The organism is Actinacidiphila sp. bgisy144, from assembly GCF_057708105.1.
In genome coordinates, this window is record NZ_JBYIRM010000001.1 from 403656 (window position 1) to 417559 (window position 13904).

At 69.9% G+C, this 13904-nt stretch carries 17 protein-coding genes; 3 read left to right on the forward strand and 14 right to left on the reverse strand.

Features of this window, described 5'->3' with window-relative positions; translation table 11 throughout:
* Positions 1-2 precede the first annotated feature (2 nt).
* From rplN to rpsJ, 12 genes are all read right to left on the reverse strand, one after another.
* The gene (rplN, locus tag AC3EVP_RS01905) at positions 3-371 is read right to left on the reverse strand and encodes a 50S ribosomal protein L14 (RefSeq protein ID WP_037912379.1); all 369 of its coding nucleotides are present in this window, start codon (positions 369-371) and stop codon (positions 3-5) included.
* A gap of 116 nt (positions 372-487) precedes the next feature.
* Positions 488-769, reverse strand: coding sequence for a 30S ribosomal protein S17 (gene rpsQ, locus AC3EVP_RS01910; protein WP_202235521.1), 282 nt, complete (start codon positions 767-769; stop codon positions 488-490).
* Positions 769-993 (reverse strand): 50S ribosomal protein L29, encoded by a 225-nt coding sequence (gene rpmC, locus AC3EVP_RS01915; RefSeq protein WP_202235520.1) that lies wholly within the window; start codon positions 991-993, stop codon positions 769-771. The genes rpsQ and rpmC overlap by 1 nt, the downstream gene beginning before the upstream one ends.
* Complete coding sequence (rplP, locus tag AC3EVP_RS01920; RefSeq protein ID WP_335978241.1) at positions 993-1412, reverse strand: 50S ribosomal protein L16; 420 nt, start codon at positions 1410-1412, stop codon at positions 993-995. The genes rpmC and rplP overlap by 1 nt, the downstream gene beginning before the upstream one ends.
* 5 nt (positions 1413-1417) lie before the next feature.
* Entirely contained in the window at positions 1418-2254 is an 837-nt protein-coding gene (gene rpsC, locus AC3EVP_RS01925; RefSeq protein ID WP_335978243.1) for a 30S ribosomal protein S3, read from the reverse strand.
* The gene (rplV, locus tag AC3EVP_RS01930; RefSeq protein WP_073492408.1) at positions 2254-2601 is read right to left on the reverse strand and encodes a 50S ribosomal protein L22; all 348 of its coding nucleotides are present in this window, start codon (positions 2599-2601) and stop codon (positions 2254-2256) included. Before rplV ends, rpsC begins: the two co-directional genes overlap by 1 nt.
* Positions 2602-2649: 48 nt before the next feature.
* Positions 2650-2931 (reverse strand): 30S ribosomal protein S19, encoded by a 282-nt coding sequence (rpsS, locus tag AC3EVP_RS01935; RefSeq protein ID WP_202235517.1) that lies wholly within the window; start codon positions 2929-2931, stop codon positions 2650-2652.
* A 12-nt stretch (positions 2932-2943) separates the two neighbouring features.
* Positions 2944-3780, reverse strand: coding sequence for a 50S ribosomal protein L2 (gene rplB / locus AC3EVP_RS01940; RefSeq protein WP_335978245.1), 837 nt, complete (start codon positions 3778-3780; stop codon positions 2944-2946).
* 46 nt (positions 3781-3826) lie between these two features.
* Positions 3827-4189 (reverse strand): 50S ribosomal protein L23, encoded by a 363-nt coding sequence (rplW, locus tag AC3EVP_RS01945; protein WP_435125157.1) that lies wholly within the window; start codon positions 4187-4189, stop codon positions 3827-3829.
* The gene (gene rplD / locus AC3EVP_RS01950; RefSeq protein WP_335978249.1) at positions 4189-4842 is read right to left on the reverse strand and encodes a 50S ribosomal protein L4; all 654 of its coding nucleotides are present in this window, start codon (positions 4840-4842) and stop codon (positions 4189-4191) included. The genes rplW and rplD overlap by 1 nt, the downstream gene beginning before the upstream one ends.
* A 5-nt stretch (positions 4843-4847) precedes the next feature.
* Entirely contained in the window at positions 4848-5492 is a 645-nt protein-coding gene (rplC, locus tag AC3EVP_RS01955) for a 50S ribosomal protein L3 (protein WP_103886919.1), read from the reverse strand.
* A gap of 14 nt (positions 5493-5506) precedes the next feature.
* The gene (gene rpsJ, locus AC3EVP_RS01960) at positions 5507-5815 is read right to left on the reverse strand and encodes a 30S ribosomal protein S10 (RefSeq protein WP_014144312.1); all 309 of its coding nucleotides are present in this window, start codon (positions 5813-5815) and stop codon (positions 5507-5509) included.
* A 504-nt stretch (positions 5816-6319) separates the two neighbouring features.
* Here rpsJ and AC3EVP_RS01965 point away from each other — a divergent pair.
* The 3 genes from AC3EVP_RS01965 (at position 6320) to AC3EVP_RS01975 (ending at position 10302) form a co-directional block, all read left to right on the forward strand.
* The gene (locus tag AC3EVP_RS01965; protein WP_435125161.1) at positions 6320-7714 is read left to right on the forward strand and encodes a ricin-type beta-trefoil lectin domain protein; all 1395 of its coding nucleotides are present in this window, start codon (positions 6320-6322) and stop codon (positions 7712-7714) included.
* Between the two features lie 147 nt (positions 7715-7861).
* On the forward strand, positions 7862-8569 hold the full coding sequence (locus AC3EVP_RS01970) for an ABC transporter ATP-binding protein (RefSeq protein WP_435125164.1): 708 nt from the start codon (positions 7862-7864) through the stop codon (positions 8567-8569).
* Positions 8566-10302, forward strand: coding sequence for a hypothetical protein (locus AC3EVP_RS01975; RefSeq protein WP_435125167.1), 1737 nt, complete (start codon positions 8566-8568; stop codon positions 10300-10302). Before AC3EVP_RS01970 ends, AC3EVP_RS01975 begins: the two co-directional genes overlap by 4 nt.
* 103 nt (positions 10303-10405) lie before the next feature.
* On the opposite strand, the gene tuf is transcribed toward AC3EVP_RS01975, so the two are convergent.
* Both tuf and fusA read right to left on the reverse strand, forming a co-directional pair.
* Entirely contained in the window at positions 10406-11599 is a 1194-nt protein-coding gene (tuf, locus tag AC3EVP_RS01980; RefSeq protein WP_335978256.1) for an elongation factor Tu, read from the reverse strand.
* A gap of 150 nt (positions 11600-11749) precedes the next feature.
* Positions 11750-13879, reverse strand: a complete 2130-nt coding sequence (gene fusA / locus AC3EVP_RS01985; RefSeq protein WP_335978257.1) for an elongation factor G — start codon at positions 13877-13879, stop codon at positions 11750-11752.
* Between the last annotated feature and the right edge of the window lie 25 nt (positions 13880-13904).

Sequence of the window (13904 nt, forward strand, 5' to 3'; positions counted from 1 at the left end):
GGTTACAGCACCTCCGGCGCGAGCGAGACGATCTTCATGAACCTCTTCTCGCGCAGCTCACGGCCGACCGGGCCGAAGATGCGGGTGCCGCGCGGGTCACCGTCGTTCTTGAGGATGACCGCCGCGTTCTCGTCGAAGCGGATGTACGAGCCGTCGGCACGGCGGCGCTCCTTGACGGTGCGCACGACGACAGCCTTGACGACCTCGCCCTTCTTCACGTTGCCACCGGGGATCGCGTCCTTGACGGTGGCGACGATGACGTCACCGATGCCCGCGTAGCGGCGACCCGAACCACCGAGAACACGGATGCAAAGGATCTCCTTGGCACCAGTGTTGTCGGCGACACGAAGCCGCGACTCCTGCTGGATCACGTCTATCTCCTGTTTGTCTGCCGGTTCCCGGCGGGTGCCGCACGGGGTGACCCGGGCGGCACCCGCCGAGCCTGGCGGAACCGTCCTGCGAGGGACTCCCCGCAGGAATTACTGGGCTACTTGGCCTTCTCGAGGATCTCCACCACACGCCACCGCTTGGTCGCGGACTGCGGGCGGGTCTCCATCAGCAGCACGCGGTCGCCGATGCCGGCGGCGTTCTGCTCGTCGTGGGCCTTGAGCTTGTTGGTGCGGCGAATGACCTTGCCGTAGAGCGCGTGCTTCACGCGGTCCTCGACCGCGACCACTACGGTCTTGTCCATCTTGTCGCTGACCACGAGGCCCTCACGGGTCTTGCGGAAGCCGCGCGCGTTGGTTTCAGTCACATTCTTCTCGCTCATCAGGCGCTCTCCACCGTCTCGATGCCGAGCTCACGCTCACGCATGAGGGTGTAGATCCGGGCGATGTCCTTGCGGACGGTCTTGAGCCGGGAGTTGTTCTCAAGCTGTCCGGTGGCCGCCTGGAAGCGGAGGTTGAACAGCTCCTCCTTGGCCTCACGCAGCTTGCCGACGAGGTCCTCGTCGCCAAGCTGGCGCAGCTCGGTCGCCTTGGTACCGGCCGCCATCACGACTCACCTGCCTCGCGCCGCACGATGCGGCACTTCATCGGAAGCTTGTGCGCGGCGCGGGTCAGCGCCTCGCGCGCAACCTTCTCATTCGGGAAGGACAGCTCGAACATCACCCGACCGGGCTTGACGTTCGCGATCCACCACTCCGGCGAACCCTTACCGGAACCCATGCGGGTCTCAGCCGGCTTCTTCGTCAGCGGGCGGTCCGGGTAGATGTTGATCCAGACCTTGCCGCCACGCTTGATGTGCCGGGTGATGGAGATACGAGCGGACTCGATCTGCCGGTTGGTCACGTAGGCGGGCGTGATGGCCTGCAGGCCGTACTCGCCGAACGCCAGCTCCGTGCCGCCCTTGGCCATACCGCGCCGGGTGGGGTGGTGCTGCTTGCGGTGCTTGACCCTACGGGGGATCAGCATGGTACTTAGCCTTCCGTTCCGGGGGTCTCAGCAGCCGGGGCCGCGTCGACGGGAGCGGGCGCCTCGGCCTTGGCGGCCGTCGGGGCTCCGTCCGTCTGGGGACGACGGCCACGGCCGCCGCGCTCGCCACCGCGGCGCTGCGGACGCTCGTTGCCGCCGCCGCGGGCCGGGCGGTTGCCGGCGCGGGCAGCGGCGTTCTCGGCGCGGACCTCGGCGATGTTCTTCACGTCGCCCTTGTAGATCCACACCTTCACACCGATCCGGCCGAAGGTGGTCTTGGCCTCGAAGAAGCCGTAGTCCACGTTCGCCCGCAGGGTGTGCAGGGGCACCCGGCCCTCGCGGTAGAACTCGGAGCGGGACATCTCGGCGCCGCCGAGGCGGCCGCCGCACTGAATCTTGATGCCCTTGGCGCCGGCCTTCAGCGTGCCCTGCATGCTCTTGCGCATGGCACGGCGGAAGGAGACCCGGGAGGACAGCTGCTCGGCGACCGCCTGGGCCACGAGCTGCGCGTCCATCTCGGGGTTCTTCACCTCGAGGATGTTGAGCTGGACCTGCTTGCCGGTCAGCTTCTCCAGGTCGCCGCGGATACGGTCGGCCTCCGCGCCGCGGCGGCCGATGACGATGCCCGGCCGGGCGGTGTGGATGTCGACGCGGACGCGGTCGCGGGTGCGCTCGATCTCCACCTTGGAGATGCCGGCCCGCTCCATGCCCTGCGTCATCATCCGGCGGATGGCGACGTCTTCCTTGACGTAGTCCTTGTAGAGCTTGTCGGCGTACCACCGGGACTTGAAGTCCGTGGTGACGCCGAGCCGGAACCCGTAAGGGTTAACCTTCTGGCCCATTACCGGGTCCCTTCCTTGCTGGCAACGACCACGGTGATGTGACTCGTCCGCTTGCGGATGCGGTAGGCGCGGCCCTGGGCGCGCGGCCGGAACCGCTTCAGGGTCGGACCCTCGTCCACGTACGCCTCGCTGATGTACAGCGACTCGGCGTCCGTGTGGTCGTAGTTGTGCGCGGCGTTGGCGATGGCGCTGTCCAGCACCTTGCCCACCGGCTCGCTCGCGGCCTGCGGCGTGAAACGCAGGACCGCCTGAGCCTCCGTGGCGTTCATGCCACGGATGAGGTCCACCACGCGGCGGGCCTTCATGGGCGTGACGCGGATGTACCGCGCCTGGGCCCTGGCTTCCATGGTTGTCCCTTCAGTGTCTGTCATGGTCGGTCGCTTCTCGCCGCTGGATCAGCGACGCCGCGCCTTGCGGTCGTCCTTCTCGTGACCGCGGAAGGTACGGGTCGGCGCGAACTCGCCGAGCTTGTGGCCGACCATCGACTCAGTGACAAACACCGGGACGTGCTTACGGCCGTCGTGCACCGCGATCGTGTGGCCCAGCATGGCCGGGACGATCATCGAGCGGCGGGACCAGGTCTTGATGACGTTCTTGGTGCCGGCTTCGTTCTGGACATCCACCTTCTTGATCAGGTGGTCGTCGACGAAGGGCCCCTTCTTGAGACTCCGCGGCATCTAAACCCGCTCCTAGCGCTTCTTGTTCGTCTTGCGGCGGCGGACGATGTACTTGTTGCTCGCCTTCTTGGGAGAACGAGTACGACCCTCCTTCTGACCCCAGGGGGAGACCGGGTGGCGACCACCGGAGGTCTTGCCCTCACCACCACCGTGCGGGTGGTCCACCGGGTTCATGGCGACACCGCGGACGGTCGGGCGGACGCCCTTCCACCGCATGCGGCCGGCCTTGCCCCAGTTGATGTTCGACTGCTCGGCGTTGCCGACCTCACCGATGGTGGCGCGGCAGCGGACGTCGACCATCCGGACCTCGCCGGACGGCATGCGAAGGGTGGCCATGTTGCCTTCCTTCGCCAGCAGCTGCACCGAGGCGCCCGCGGAGCGGGAGATCTTGGCGCCGCCACCGGGCCGCAGCTCGATCGCGTGGATCGTGGTACCGACCGGGATGTTGCGCAGCGGCAGGTTGTTGCCCGGCTTGATGTCGGCCGCGGGGCCGTTCTCGATCCGGTCGCCCTGCTGCAGGCGGGCGGGGGCGAGGATGTAGCGCTTCTCGCCGTCCGCGTAGTGCAGCAGCGCGATGCGCGCGGTGCGGTTGGGGTCGTACTCGATGTGCGCGACCTTCGCGGGCACGCCGTCCTTGTCGTGCCGGCGGAAGTCGATCACCCGGTAGGCGCGCTTGTGGCCACCGCCCTGGTGACGAACGGTCACTCGACCGGCGTTGTTACGGCCGCCCTTGCTGTGCAGCGGGCGGACCAGCGACTTCTCCGGCGTGGACCGCGTGATCTCGACGAAGTCGGCGACGCTGGAGCCACGACGGCCCGGGGTCGTCGGCTTGTACTTGCGGATACCCATTCTTAGTCCTCGGAATATTCCGGACTTCGACTCGATCCGATCTCCGTCAGGAGACCGGGCCGCCGAAGATGTCGATGCGGTCGCCCTCGGCAAGGGTCACGATGGCGCGCTTGGTGTTCGCGCGCTTGCCGAAACCGGTGCGGGTGCGCTTGCGCTTGCCCTGCCGGTTGATCGTGTTGACCCCGGTGACCTTGACCTGGAAGACCGTCTCGACGGCCTGCTTGATCTGGGTCTTGTTGGCGCGCGGGTCGACGACGAAGGTGTACTTGTTGTCGTCCAGCAGCGCGTAGCTCTTCTCGGAGACGACCGGCTTGATCAGCAGGTCGCGCGGGTCCGAGAAGGTCTTGCTGGTGATCTCGGCGGCCGGCACCTGGTCGGCGGCCTCGGTCTGTGCGGTCTGCTCGGCCATCAGGCGTCGCTCCCTTCGGTCTCGGCGGCGCCGTTACCGATGAAGCGGTCGAAGGCGGCCTTGGTGAAGACCACGTCGTCGGAGACGAGCACGTCGTACGTGTTGAGCTGGCCCGCCTCCAGGATGTGCACCTGGGGGAGGTTGCGGGCGGACAGCCACCCGGCCTCGTCGGACCGCTCGACGACGAGCAGCACGTTCTTGCGCTCGCTGATCTTGCCCAGCAGCGTCTTCGCGGCCTTCGTCGACGGCGTGCTGCCCTCGACCAGGTCGCTCACCACGTGGATGCGGCTGTGCCGGGCGCGGTCGGTCAGGGCGCCACGCAGGGCGGCCTTGATCATCTTCTTGGGCGTGCGCTGCGAGTAGTCGCGCGGCACGGGGCCGTGCACGACGCCACCGCCGGCGAACTGCGGCGCGCGGGTCGAGCCCTGGCGGGCGCGGCCGGTGCCCTTCTGGCGGTACGGCTTCTTGCCACCACCGCGGACCTCGCCACGCGTCTTGACCTTGTGCGTGCCCTGGCGGGCAGCGGCCAGCTGCGCGACGACGACCTGGTGGATCAGCGGGATGCTGACCTTGGCGTCGAAGATCTCGGCCGGGAGCTCTACGGTCCCGGTGGTGTCGCCCGCGGGCGACAGGATGTCGATGCTGGTGCTCATATCCTTCAGGCCCCCTTGGCCGCGCTGCGGACCAGGACGAGGCCGCCGTTCGGACCGGGAACCGCGCCCTTGATGAGCAGCAGGCCCTTCTCCGCGTCAACGGCGTGGACGGTCAGGTTCTGGGTGGTGACCCGCTCGTTGCCCATGCGGCCCGCCATGCGCAGACCCTTGAACACGCGGCCCGGGGTGGCGCAGCCGCCGATGGAGCCGGGCGAGCGGTGCTTGCGCTGGACACCGTGGCCGGCGCCGAGGCCCTTGAAGTTGTGGCGCTTCATGACACCGGCGAAGCCCTTGCCCTTGCTCTTGCCGGTCACGTCGACCTTGACACCGGCCTCGAACACCTCGGCGGTGATCTCCTGGCCCAGGGTGTACTCGGCGGCGTCGGCGGTGCGCAGCTCCACGAGGTGGCGGCGCGGGGTGACGTCGGCCTTGGCGAAGTGGCCCTTGAGGGGCTTGTTCACCTTGCGCGGGTCGATCTCGCCGAAGGCGAGCTGGACCGACTCGTAGCCGTCGGCGTCGTTGGTACGCACCTGGGTCACGACGTTCGGGCCGGCCTTGACCACGGTCACCGGGACGACACGGTTGTTCTCGTCCCAGACCTGGGTCATGCCGAGCTTCTCGCCCAGGATGCCCTTGATCTGCTTGGTCATCTTCTCCGCGCCTCTCAGAGCTTGATCTCGATGTCGACGCCGGCCGGCAGGTCCAGGCGCATCAACGAGTCAACGGTCTTGGGCGTCGGGTCGAGGATGTCGATCAGGCGCTTGTGCGTGCGCATCTCGAAGTGCTCGCGCGAGTCCTTGTACTTGTGCGGCGACTTGATGACGCAGTACACGTTCTTCTCAGTGGGCAGCGGCACCGGGCCCGCGACCTGCGCACCAGTACGGGTCACCGTCTCGACGATCTTCTTCGCCGAGGAGTCGATGACCTCGTGGTCGTAGGCCTTGAGCCGGATGCGGATCTTCTGTCCCGCCATGGCTACTCCGTAGTCCTTGTCTCTGTTTACGCTCTGGCATCCGCTTGTCCGACCCACGCGGTCGGGCGTGTCGCTTCTCTCGCACATGGCTTTCCGCATGCGGAACAGGCCCTGCGCCAGGGATGTGCGTGGGAGATACCACCCACCGGATGCCTGGCCGGAGCCGCACTGACGCTTCCCGGAAGATTCCCGTACGTCCGCCCCAGCGCTGCCCGGAGGGCAGATATGGACGACGAGTACTGTGGGACTCGCTTCCGGTCCCCCCGACGGGAGGCGCGCAGCATCGGCGCTCGACCGAGCAACTTGGGTAGTCTGCCATACCGGACGCACCGGACGCCAATCGAGCCGGGTAGCTTACCCCGTGGTCCGGGACACCCAAACCCTGGCGGGGCGAGTCCGGACATGTCGCGATGGCCGAGGACGGCGCGGCAGGCGCTGCGGGGCGCGGAAGGTGGCCCGTTGGCGCTCTGCCCCGGCACCCGCCCGCCCCTGTAACTTTCCAAGGTGAGCCTATGGAGTTCCCTGGAGCCCGCGTCCACGACCGTCGACGCGGGCAGCACTGTGGCCGTACGCCTCCGCATCCGCAACACCGGCGACGTCGTCGACGAGTACCGCTTCACCGTCGTCGGTGACCTCGCGCCCTACATCACCGCCGAACCAGCCACCCTCCGGCTCTACCCGGGTACCACGGGCACGGTCGAGCTCACCGTCGCGCCGCCCCGTACCCCCGACGCCACCGCCGGGCCGCACCCCTACGCCGTCCAGATCACCCCGTCCGAGCAGCCCGAGGCGACCACCGTCCCGGAGGGCAACATCACGGTGACGCCGTTCGTCGAGGTGCGCGCCGAGCTCGTCCCGCACACCGTCAAGGGGCGCTTCCGGGGACGGCCCAGGCTGGCGGTCGACAACCTCGGCAACACCGCCCTCACCGCCGTCGTGACCGGCGAGGACAACGGCGACCAACTCGGCTACGAGATCGTCCCGTCCAACGTCCGTATCGAGCCGGGCCGAGCGGCTTTCCTCGCCGCCACGTTGAAGCCCCGCCAGATCATCTGGATCGGCCCCAAGCAGAACCGGCCGTACCGGCTGTCGGTGTCCCGCTCGGGGGTCAGCCCGCTGAACGTGGACGGCTCCTACGTCCAGCGCGGCGTCCTGCCCCGCTGGCTCCTGACCGTCCTCACCATCTGCCTGGGGCTCATCATCGCCGGCGTCGCGCTCTGGTTCACCCATGCGCCCGCCCTCAGCAGCCGGGCCACGCCACTCGTCCAGCAGAGCACCGCGAGCGTGCTCCCCAGCCCGGGTTCCGCACCTGTGCAGCCACAGCCGGCCACCACCACCCCGAGTGCGGCGGTGCCCACCACACCGCAGGACACCGCGACCCGTGGAGGCGGCGCCACCCACGGCGCCACCCACGGTGGAAGCAGCGGCGGAGGCGGGGGCGGCACCACGCACACGACGCCGCCCGCCACCGGGAGTTCGGCCGTCGAGCTGGTCGGCCGGGGCTCCCACCGGTGCATCACGGTGACCGACGGCGTCGCGCCGGGGGGCAAGGACGGCAAGCCGCTGGAGCTGTGGGACTGCAGCGGCGCCGCCTGGCAGCAGTGGACCTTCGTCCTGGACGGGTCGTCCGACTACCGCGGCACCATCCACTCGCTGGGACTGTGCATGGACGTTGCCAACGCGGACACGGCCGCGGGCACCACGGTCCAACTGGCCAACTGCAACGGCGGCCCGGCCCAGGTGTGGACCCTCAACACCACCGCGGGCGGCGATCTGGTGAGCATCCTCGCCAACAAGTGCGTGGCCGCGGTCAACCAGGGAACCGGCAACGGGACCAAGCTGCAGCTGGCGGACTGCGCCGGCACCTCCAACCAGAAGTGGGTCCGGGCCAAACCGTGAGGGTGGGAAAGGTCCGGCGACGTGCGGCGTGCGTCGGGTCCTGCGCTCCGCACCGGGGCGGGCGGTCGCCAACCCGACACGCCCCGCCGCCTGCGCTGCCGGCCGTACTAGGGTCACGGGGACCCACCTAGTGCAGGGAGGCACGTGATGGCGGTGAAGGCCCACGGTTCGGGTGCGCTGCTGCGGCTGCGGAAGGTCGGCCGCAGCTACGGGCAGCGGCGGGCCCTGTGGCCGCTGGACCTGGACGTGGCCGCCGGGACGTGCACCGCGCTGTTCGGGCACAACGGCTCCGGCAAGTCGACGCTGCTGCGGATCGCGTCCGGCCGCGACACCCCCAGCACCGGCCAGGCCCTGTTCGCCGGGCGGCCGATCAGCGAGGACGACCCGGAGGTGCGCGCCCGGGTCGCCGTGGTCGGCGACACCGTGGCCTGCTACCCGGACCTGACCGTGCGCGAGCACCTGGAGCTGGTGACCGTCGCGCACGCCGTCGACGACGCGGCCGGCTGGATCGACCAGGTGCTGGCCGACCGCCGGCTCGCCGACCACGCCGACGCGCTGCCGGGCGCGCTGTCCTCCGGGCAGATGCAGTCCCTGCTGCTGGCCGCCGCCCTGGTCCGGCCGCGGGACCTGCTGGTCCTCGACGAGCCCGAGCAGCGGCTGGACCCGGGCGCCCGCCGCCGCCTGGCGGAGCTGCTGGTCGCCGAGAAGGAGAGCGGCGTGGCGGTCCTGCTCGCCACCCACCAGCCCGAGTTGGCCGCGGCCGTCGCCGACCACCTGGTCGCCCTGGAGGACGGCCAGGTGGCCGCGCAGGGCCCGCCCGCCGAGGTCCTCCCCCACCTGGGCACGTCCGCATGACCGCCCTGCCCGCGGCCGCGCAGCCCCACGGTCCTGAAAGCGCGGCGGGCCCCGCCGGCACCGCCGACACCGCCGACACCGCCGATCCGGCCGAGGAGACCGCCTCCGGCGGCTGGAGCGAGGCCGACGACGACCGGACCGCGGAGACACTGGCGTGGCTGCGCGCCAAGCGCAAGGCGCACCGGCGGCAGCAGGGCCGGGACCTGGCCGTGCTGCTGTACTCGGTGCTGCTGGCCGTGGCCGGCTACGGCAGCGGGCTGGCCTACCACTTCCTGCACGGCCTCAGCGAAGGCGCGGACTACGGCGGCTTCGGCGCCGGGCTGACCCGCGGCCTGCCCGCGCTGTTCACCGGGCTCGGCCTGCTGCTGTTCCTGGTCGCCGCGCGGGACGCGCTGTGGCGCGGGCCCGTGGTGCTGCCCGGTCCGGCGGTGGGCTGGCTGCTGGCGCAGCCGGTCCGGCGGGCGGCGGTGCTGCGGCCCTGGTTCCGGCTGTCCGCGGGCCTGGCGCTGCTGCCCGGCGTGCTCGGCGGGCTGGCCGGCGCGGTCGCGCTGCGCGTGACCGGGCAGGCACCGCTCGGCAGCGCGCTGCTTGCGGTGCTGCCCGCCGCGCTGTGCCTGCCGCTGCTCGCGACGGCCGTCGGCATGGCGGTGGAGCGCCGCCCGGAGCGCGCCCGGGACGTACGGCGCTGGACCGCGCCGGCCGCCGCGCTGCTCGCCGCGCTGGCCGCGCAGACCGCGCTGGCCGGGGCCGGGCACCGGTGCCGGCCGCTGGAGTGGGTGGAGCTGTGGTCGGGCCCCTGGGGCTGGGCCGCGCAGCCGGTGGTCCGCGCCTGCGGCGGCGCCGCGCCCGGCTGGCCGGCCGCGGCCGCCCTGCTGCTCGCCGCCACCGCCGCGGCCGTGGCGGGCGCGCACCGCGAGGCCGCGGCCGTACCGACCGCGCAGTTGCGCGCGAGGTCCGCGACCGCCACCACCGTCGCCTCGGTGGCCTGGTCGCTCGAACTGCGCGCCGCGAAGCTCGCGTTGCTCTCCGCCGCCGGCGGCGACGCCACCCGTACGGTCCGACTGCCGCCGCCGCGCGGCCGGGCGGCGCGCTACCTGGCGGTCGCCTGGCGCGACGCCCTGACGCTGCTGCGCGCCCCCGGGAGGGTGGGGCGCGCGGTGCTGTGGACGGCGGCCGCGGCGGCCGCCGCCGGGCTCGGCGCCGACCTGGGCGGTGAGCGGCGCCCGGTGGGCCTGGTGATCGGCCTGGTCTGCGGCTACCTCGCGGTGGGCGCGCTCGCGGAGTCCGCCCGGGTCGAGACCGACGACCTGCGGCGCGCGGCCTGGTCGCCGTACCGGCTGCGCAGCCTGATGCTCCAGCACGGCACCGTGCCGGCGCTCGGCGGCGCCGTCCTCGGGCTGCTGGCCGCGGTCCCCTTCGCTCTGCGGGGCGCGCCGGTCGCCCTGCTCTACCTGCCGCTGTGCGCCTTCCCGTTCACCGCGGCCGCGCTCTACGGCGCCTGCCGCGGGCCGGCCCGCACGCAGTTGATGTTCCTGGGGGGCGGCTCCCCCGTCGGCTCCCCCGGCCCCCTGATCTACCTCGCCTGGTACGCGGCCGGGCCGCTGGTCGCGGTGACCGTGCTGGCCGTCACCCTGTCCACCGCGGCCCCGGCCGGCGTCGCCGCCGCCACGGCCCTTCTGACCGCCGCCCTCGGCTACGCGGCAGCCCGCTCCGCCGACCGGCTCCTGCGCTGAAACAGCGCGGTGAGGACGCCACCGGCTGACCCGCCCCACGCAAAAGGTGCCCCACTCCAAGCGGAGTGGGGCACCTACCTACGGCTCAACGAGCCCGCAGGGCTTACTTGTTGATCTTGGTGACCTGGCCGGCGCCCACCGTACGACCACCCTCACGGATGGCGAACTTCAGGCCCTCCTCCATGGCGACCGGCTGGATCAGCGAGACCGTCATGGAGGTGTTGTCGCCCGGCATGACCATCTCGGTGCCCTCGGGGAGGGTCACCACGCCGGTCACGTCCGTGGTACGGAAGTAGAACTGCGGGCGGTAGTTGTTGAAGAACGGCGTGTGGCGGCCGCCCTCGTCCTTGGACAGGATGTACGCCTGCGCCTCGAACTCGGTGTGCGGGGTGACCGAACCCGGCTTGATGATGACCTGGCCGCGCTCGACGTCCTCGCGCTTGATGCCGCGGAGCAGCAGACCGACGTTCTCACCGGCCTGGCCCTCGTCGAGCAGCTTGCGGAACATCTCGATGCCGGTGACCGTGGTGGAGGTCTTCTCCTGCTTGATGCCGATGATGTCAACGGTCTCGTTGACCTTCAGGACACCACGCTCGATACGGCCGGTGACGACGGTGCCACGACCGGTGATCGTGAAGACGTCCTCGATCGGCATCAGGAACGGCTTGTCGACGTCGCGCTCGGGGGTGGGGATCGACTCGTCCACGGCCTTCATCAGGCCGAGCAGCTTCTCGCCCCACTCCTTGTCGCCCTCGAGGGCCTTGAGCGCGGACACCCGCACGACCGGCAGGTCGTCGCCCGGGAACTCGTACTCGGAGAGCAGCTCGCGCACCTCGAGCTCGACGAGCTCCAGGATCTCCTCGTCGTCCACCATGTCGGCCTTGTTCAGGGCCACCACGATGTACGGCACGCCGACCTGGCGGGCCAGGAGCACGTGCTCCTTGGTCTGCGGCATCGGGCCGTCGGTCGCGGCGACCACCAGGATCGCGCCGTCCATCTGCGCGGCACCGGTGATCATGTTCTTGATGTAGTCCGCGTGACCGGGGCAGTCGACGTGCGCGTAGTGACGCGACTCGGTCTGGTACTCGACGTGCGCGATGGAGATGGTGATACCGCGCTGGCGCTCCTCAGGAGCCTTGTCGATCTGGTCGAAGGCCGAGGCCTCGTTCAGTTCCGGGTACGCGTCGTGCAGCACCTTGGTGATCGCCGCGGTAAGGGTGGTCTTACCGTGGTCGATGTGACCGATGGTGCCGATGTTGACGTGCGGCTTAGTCCGCTCGAACTTCGCCTTCGCCACTGGGGTCCTCCTGGGAGTGGATCTGTACGCCTTGCTTCATCGGCGCCAGGTGATCTTTGCTGGAATGCCGACCCGGGGGCGTTTCCGGCCCGTTGTGCCGGAAACGCCCCGAAAGCCTGCTGTCAAGCCTAGACGAGGTACCGGGGGGTACTACTCGCCCTTGGCCTTCGCGATGATCTCCTCTGCGACGTTCCGCGGAACCTCGGCGTAGGAGTCGAACTGCATGGAGTAGCTGGCCCGGCCCGAGGTCTTGGACCGCAGGTCACCGACGTAGCCGAACATCTCCGACAGCGGGACCAGGCCCTTGACGACCCGGGCGCTGTGACGCTCCTCCATGGCCTGGATCTGGCCACGGCGGGAGTTGAGGTCGCCGATGACGTCGCCCATGTAGTCCTCGGGCGTGGTGACCTCGACGGCCATCATCGGTTCGAGGAGCACGGGGCTCGCCTTGCGGGCACCCTCCTTGAACGCCTGCGAACCGGCGATCTTGAACGCCAGCTCGGAGGAGTCGACCTCGTGGTAGCCGCCGTCGATCAGGGTGACGCGGACGCCCACCATCTCGTAGCCGGCCAGGATGCCGAACTTCATGGCCTCCTGCGCGCCCGCGTCCACCGAGGGGATGTACTCACGGGGGATGCGGCCACCGGTGACCTTGTTGACGAACTCGTAGGTCGCGTCGCCGCCTTCCAGCGGCTCCAGCATGATCTGCACCTTGGCGAACTGACCGGTGCCACCGGTCTGCTTCTTGTGGGTGTAGTCGATGCGCTCGACCGTCTTGCGGATGGTCTCGCGGTACGCGACCTGCGGCTTGCCGACGTTGGCCTCGACCCGGAACTCGCGCCGCATCCGGTCGACCAGCACCTCGAGGTGCAGTTCGCCCATGCCGCCGATGATGGTCTGGCCGGTCTCCTCGTCCGAGTGGACCTGGAAGGAGGGGTCCTCCTCCGAGAGGCGCTGGATGGCGACACCCAGCTTCTCCTGGTCGCCCTTGGACTTGGGCTCGATCGCGACCTCGATCACCGGCGCCGGGAAGTCCATCGACTCCAGGATCACCGGGTTCTTGTCGTCGCACAGCGTCTCACCGGTGGTGGTCTGCTTGAGCCCCATCACGGCGATGATGTCGCCGGCGCCCACCGACTCGATCTCCTCACGCTTGTTCGCGTGCATGCGGTAGATCTTGCCGATGCGCTCCTTCTTGCCCTTCACGGAGTTCAGCACGGCCGAACCCGACTCCAGGCGACCGGAGTAGATCCGGACGAAGGTGAGCTTGCCCAGGTGCGGGTCGCTCATGATCTTGAACGCGAGACCGGAGAACGGCTCGTCGTCCGACGGCTTGCGCTTGATGACCTCGTCCGCGTTGCCGACGGCGTGGCCCTCGATGGCCTCGACGTCCAGCGGCGACGGGAGGTAGCGCACGACCGCGTCGAGCAGGGGCTGCACGCCCTTGTTCTTGAACGCGGTGCCGCAGAACACGGGGGTGACGGTGACCGAGCCGGCGCCGCCCTTGGAGGCGAGCGTGATCCGGCGGATGGCCGCGATCAGCTGCTCCTGGGTGGGCTCCTGGCCCTCCAGGAAGAGCTCCATCATCTCGTCGTCGTGCTCGGCGACGGCCTCGAGCAGCTTGCCGCGCCACTCCTCGGCCGCCTCGACGTGGGTGTCCGGGATGTCGACGGTGTCGTACATCTCGCCCTTGGTCGCTTCGAGCGACCAGACCAGGGCCTTCATCTGGACGAGGTCGACCACGCCCTTGAAGTCGGCCTCGGCACCGATCGGCAGCTGCATGACCAGCGGCACCGCACCGAGGCGGTCCACGATCATGTCGACGCAGCGGTGGAACTCCGCGCCGGTGCGGTCCAGCTTGTTGACGAAGCAGATACGGGGCACGCCGTAGCGGTCGGCCTGGCGCCAGACCGTCTCGGACTGCGGCTCCACACCGGCGACACCGTCGAACACGGTCACGGCGCCGTCGAGGACGCGGAGCGAACGCTCCACCTCGACGGTGAAGTCGACGTGACCGGGGGTGTCGATGATGTTGATGGTGTGGTCGACGTTGTCGAGCGGCCAGTGACAGGTCGTCGCGGCCGACGTGATGGTGATGCCGCGCTCCTGCTCCTGCTCCATCCAGTCCATGGTGGCAGCGCCGTCGTGGACTTCACCGATCTTGTAGGAGACACCGGTGTAGAACAGAATCCGCTCGGTGGTCGTCGTCTTGCCCGCGTCGATGTGGGCCATGATCCCGATGTTGCGGACCTTGGCCAGGTCAAGCGAAGTGGTGGCCATGTGGCTCAGTCTTCTCTCGGTCTCG

What these genes read in the sequence shown, in the direction of transcription:
- rpsQ (WP_202235521.1), bottom strand. Translation starts at nt 769, where the DNA reads ATGAGCGAGAAGAATGTGACTGAAACCAACGCGCGCGGCTTCCGCAAG.
- rpmC (WP_202235520.1), bottom strand. Translation starts at nt 993, where the DNA reads ATGGCGGCCGGTACCAAGGCGACCGAGCTGCGCCAGCTTGGCGACGAG.
- rplP (WP_335978241.1), bottom strand. Translation starts at nt 1,412, where the DNA reads ATGCTGATCCCCCGTAGGGTCAAGCACCGCAAGCAGCACCACCCCACC.
- rpsC (WP_335978243.1), bottom strand. Translation starts at nt 2,254, where the DNA reads ATGGGCCAGAAGGTTAACCCTTACGGGTTCCGGCTCGGCGTCACCACG.
- rplV (WP_073492408.1), bottom strand. Translation starts at nt 2,601, where the DNA reads ATGGAAGCCAGGGCCCAGGCGCGGTACATCCGCGTCACGCCCATGAAG.
- rpsS (WP_202235517.1), bottom strand. Translation starts at nt 2,931, where the DNA reads ATGCCGCGGAGTCTCAAGAAGGGGCCCTTCGTCGACGACCACCTGATC.
- rplB (WP_335978245.1), bottom strand. Translation starts at nt 3,780, where the DNA reads ATGGGTATCCGCAAGTACAAGCCGACGACCCCGGGCCGTCGTGGCTCC.
- rplW (WP_435125157.1), bottom strand. Translation starts at nt 4,189, where the DNA reads ATGGCCGAGCAGACCGCACAGACCGAGGCCGCCGACCAGGTGCCGGCC.
- rplD (WP_335978249.1), bottom strand. Translation starts at nt 4,842, where the DNA reads ATGAGCACCAGCATCGACATCCTGTCGCCCGCGGGCGACACCACCGGG.
- rplC (WP_103886919.1), bottom strand. Translation starts at nt 5,492, where the DNA reads ATGACCAAGCAGATCAAGGGCATCCTGGGCGAGAAGCTCGGCATGACC.
- rpsJ (WP_014144312.1), bottom strand. Translation starts at nt 5,815, where the DNA reads ATGGCGGGACAGAAGATCCGCATCCGGCTCAAGGCCTACGACCACGAG.
- AC3EVP_RS01970 (WP_435125164.1), top strand. Translation starts at nt 7,862, where the DNA reads ATGGCGGTGAAGGCCCACGGTTCGGGTGCGCTGCTGCGGCTGCGGAAG.
- AC3EVP_RS01975 (WP_435125167.1), top strand. Translation starts at nt 8,566, where the DNA reads ATGACCGCCCTGCCCGCGGCCGCGCAGCCCCACGGTCCTGAAAGCGCG.
- fusA (WP_335978257.1), bottom strand. Translation starts at nt 13,879, where the DNA reads ATGGCCACCACTTCGCTTGACCTGGCCAAGGTCCGCAACATCGGGATC.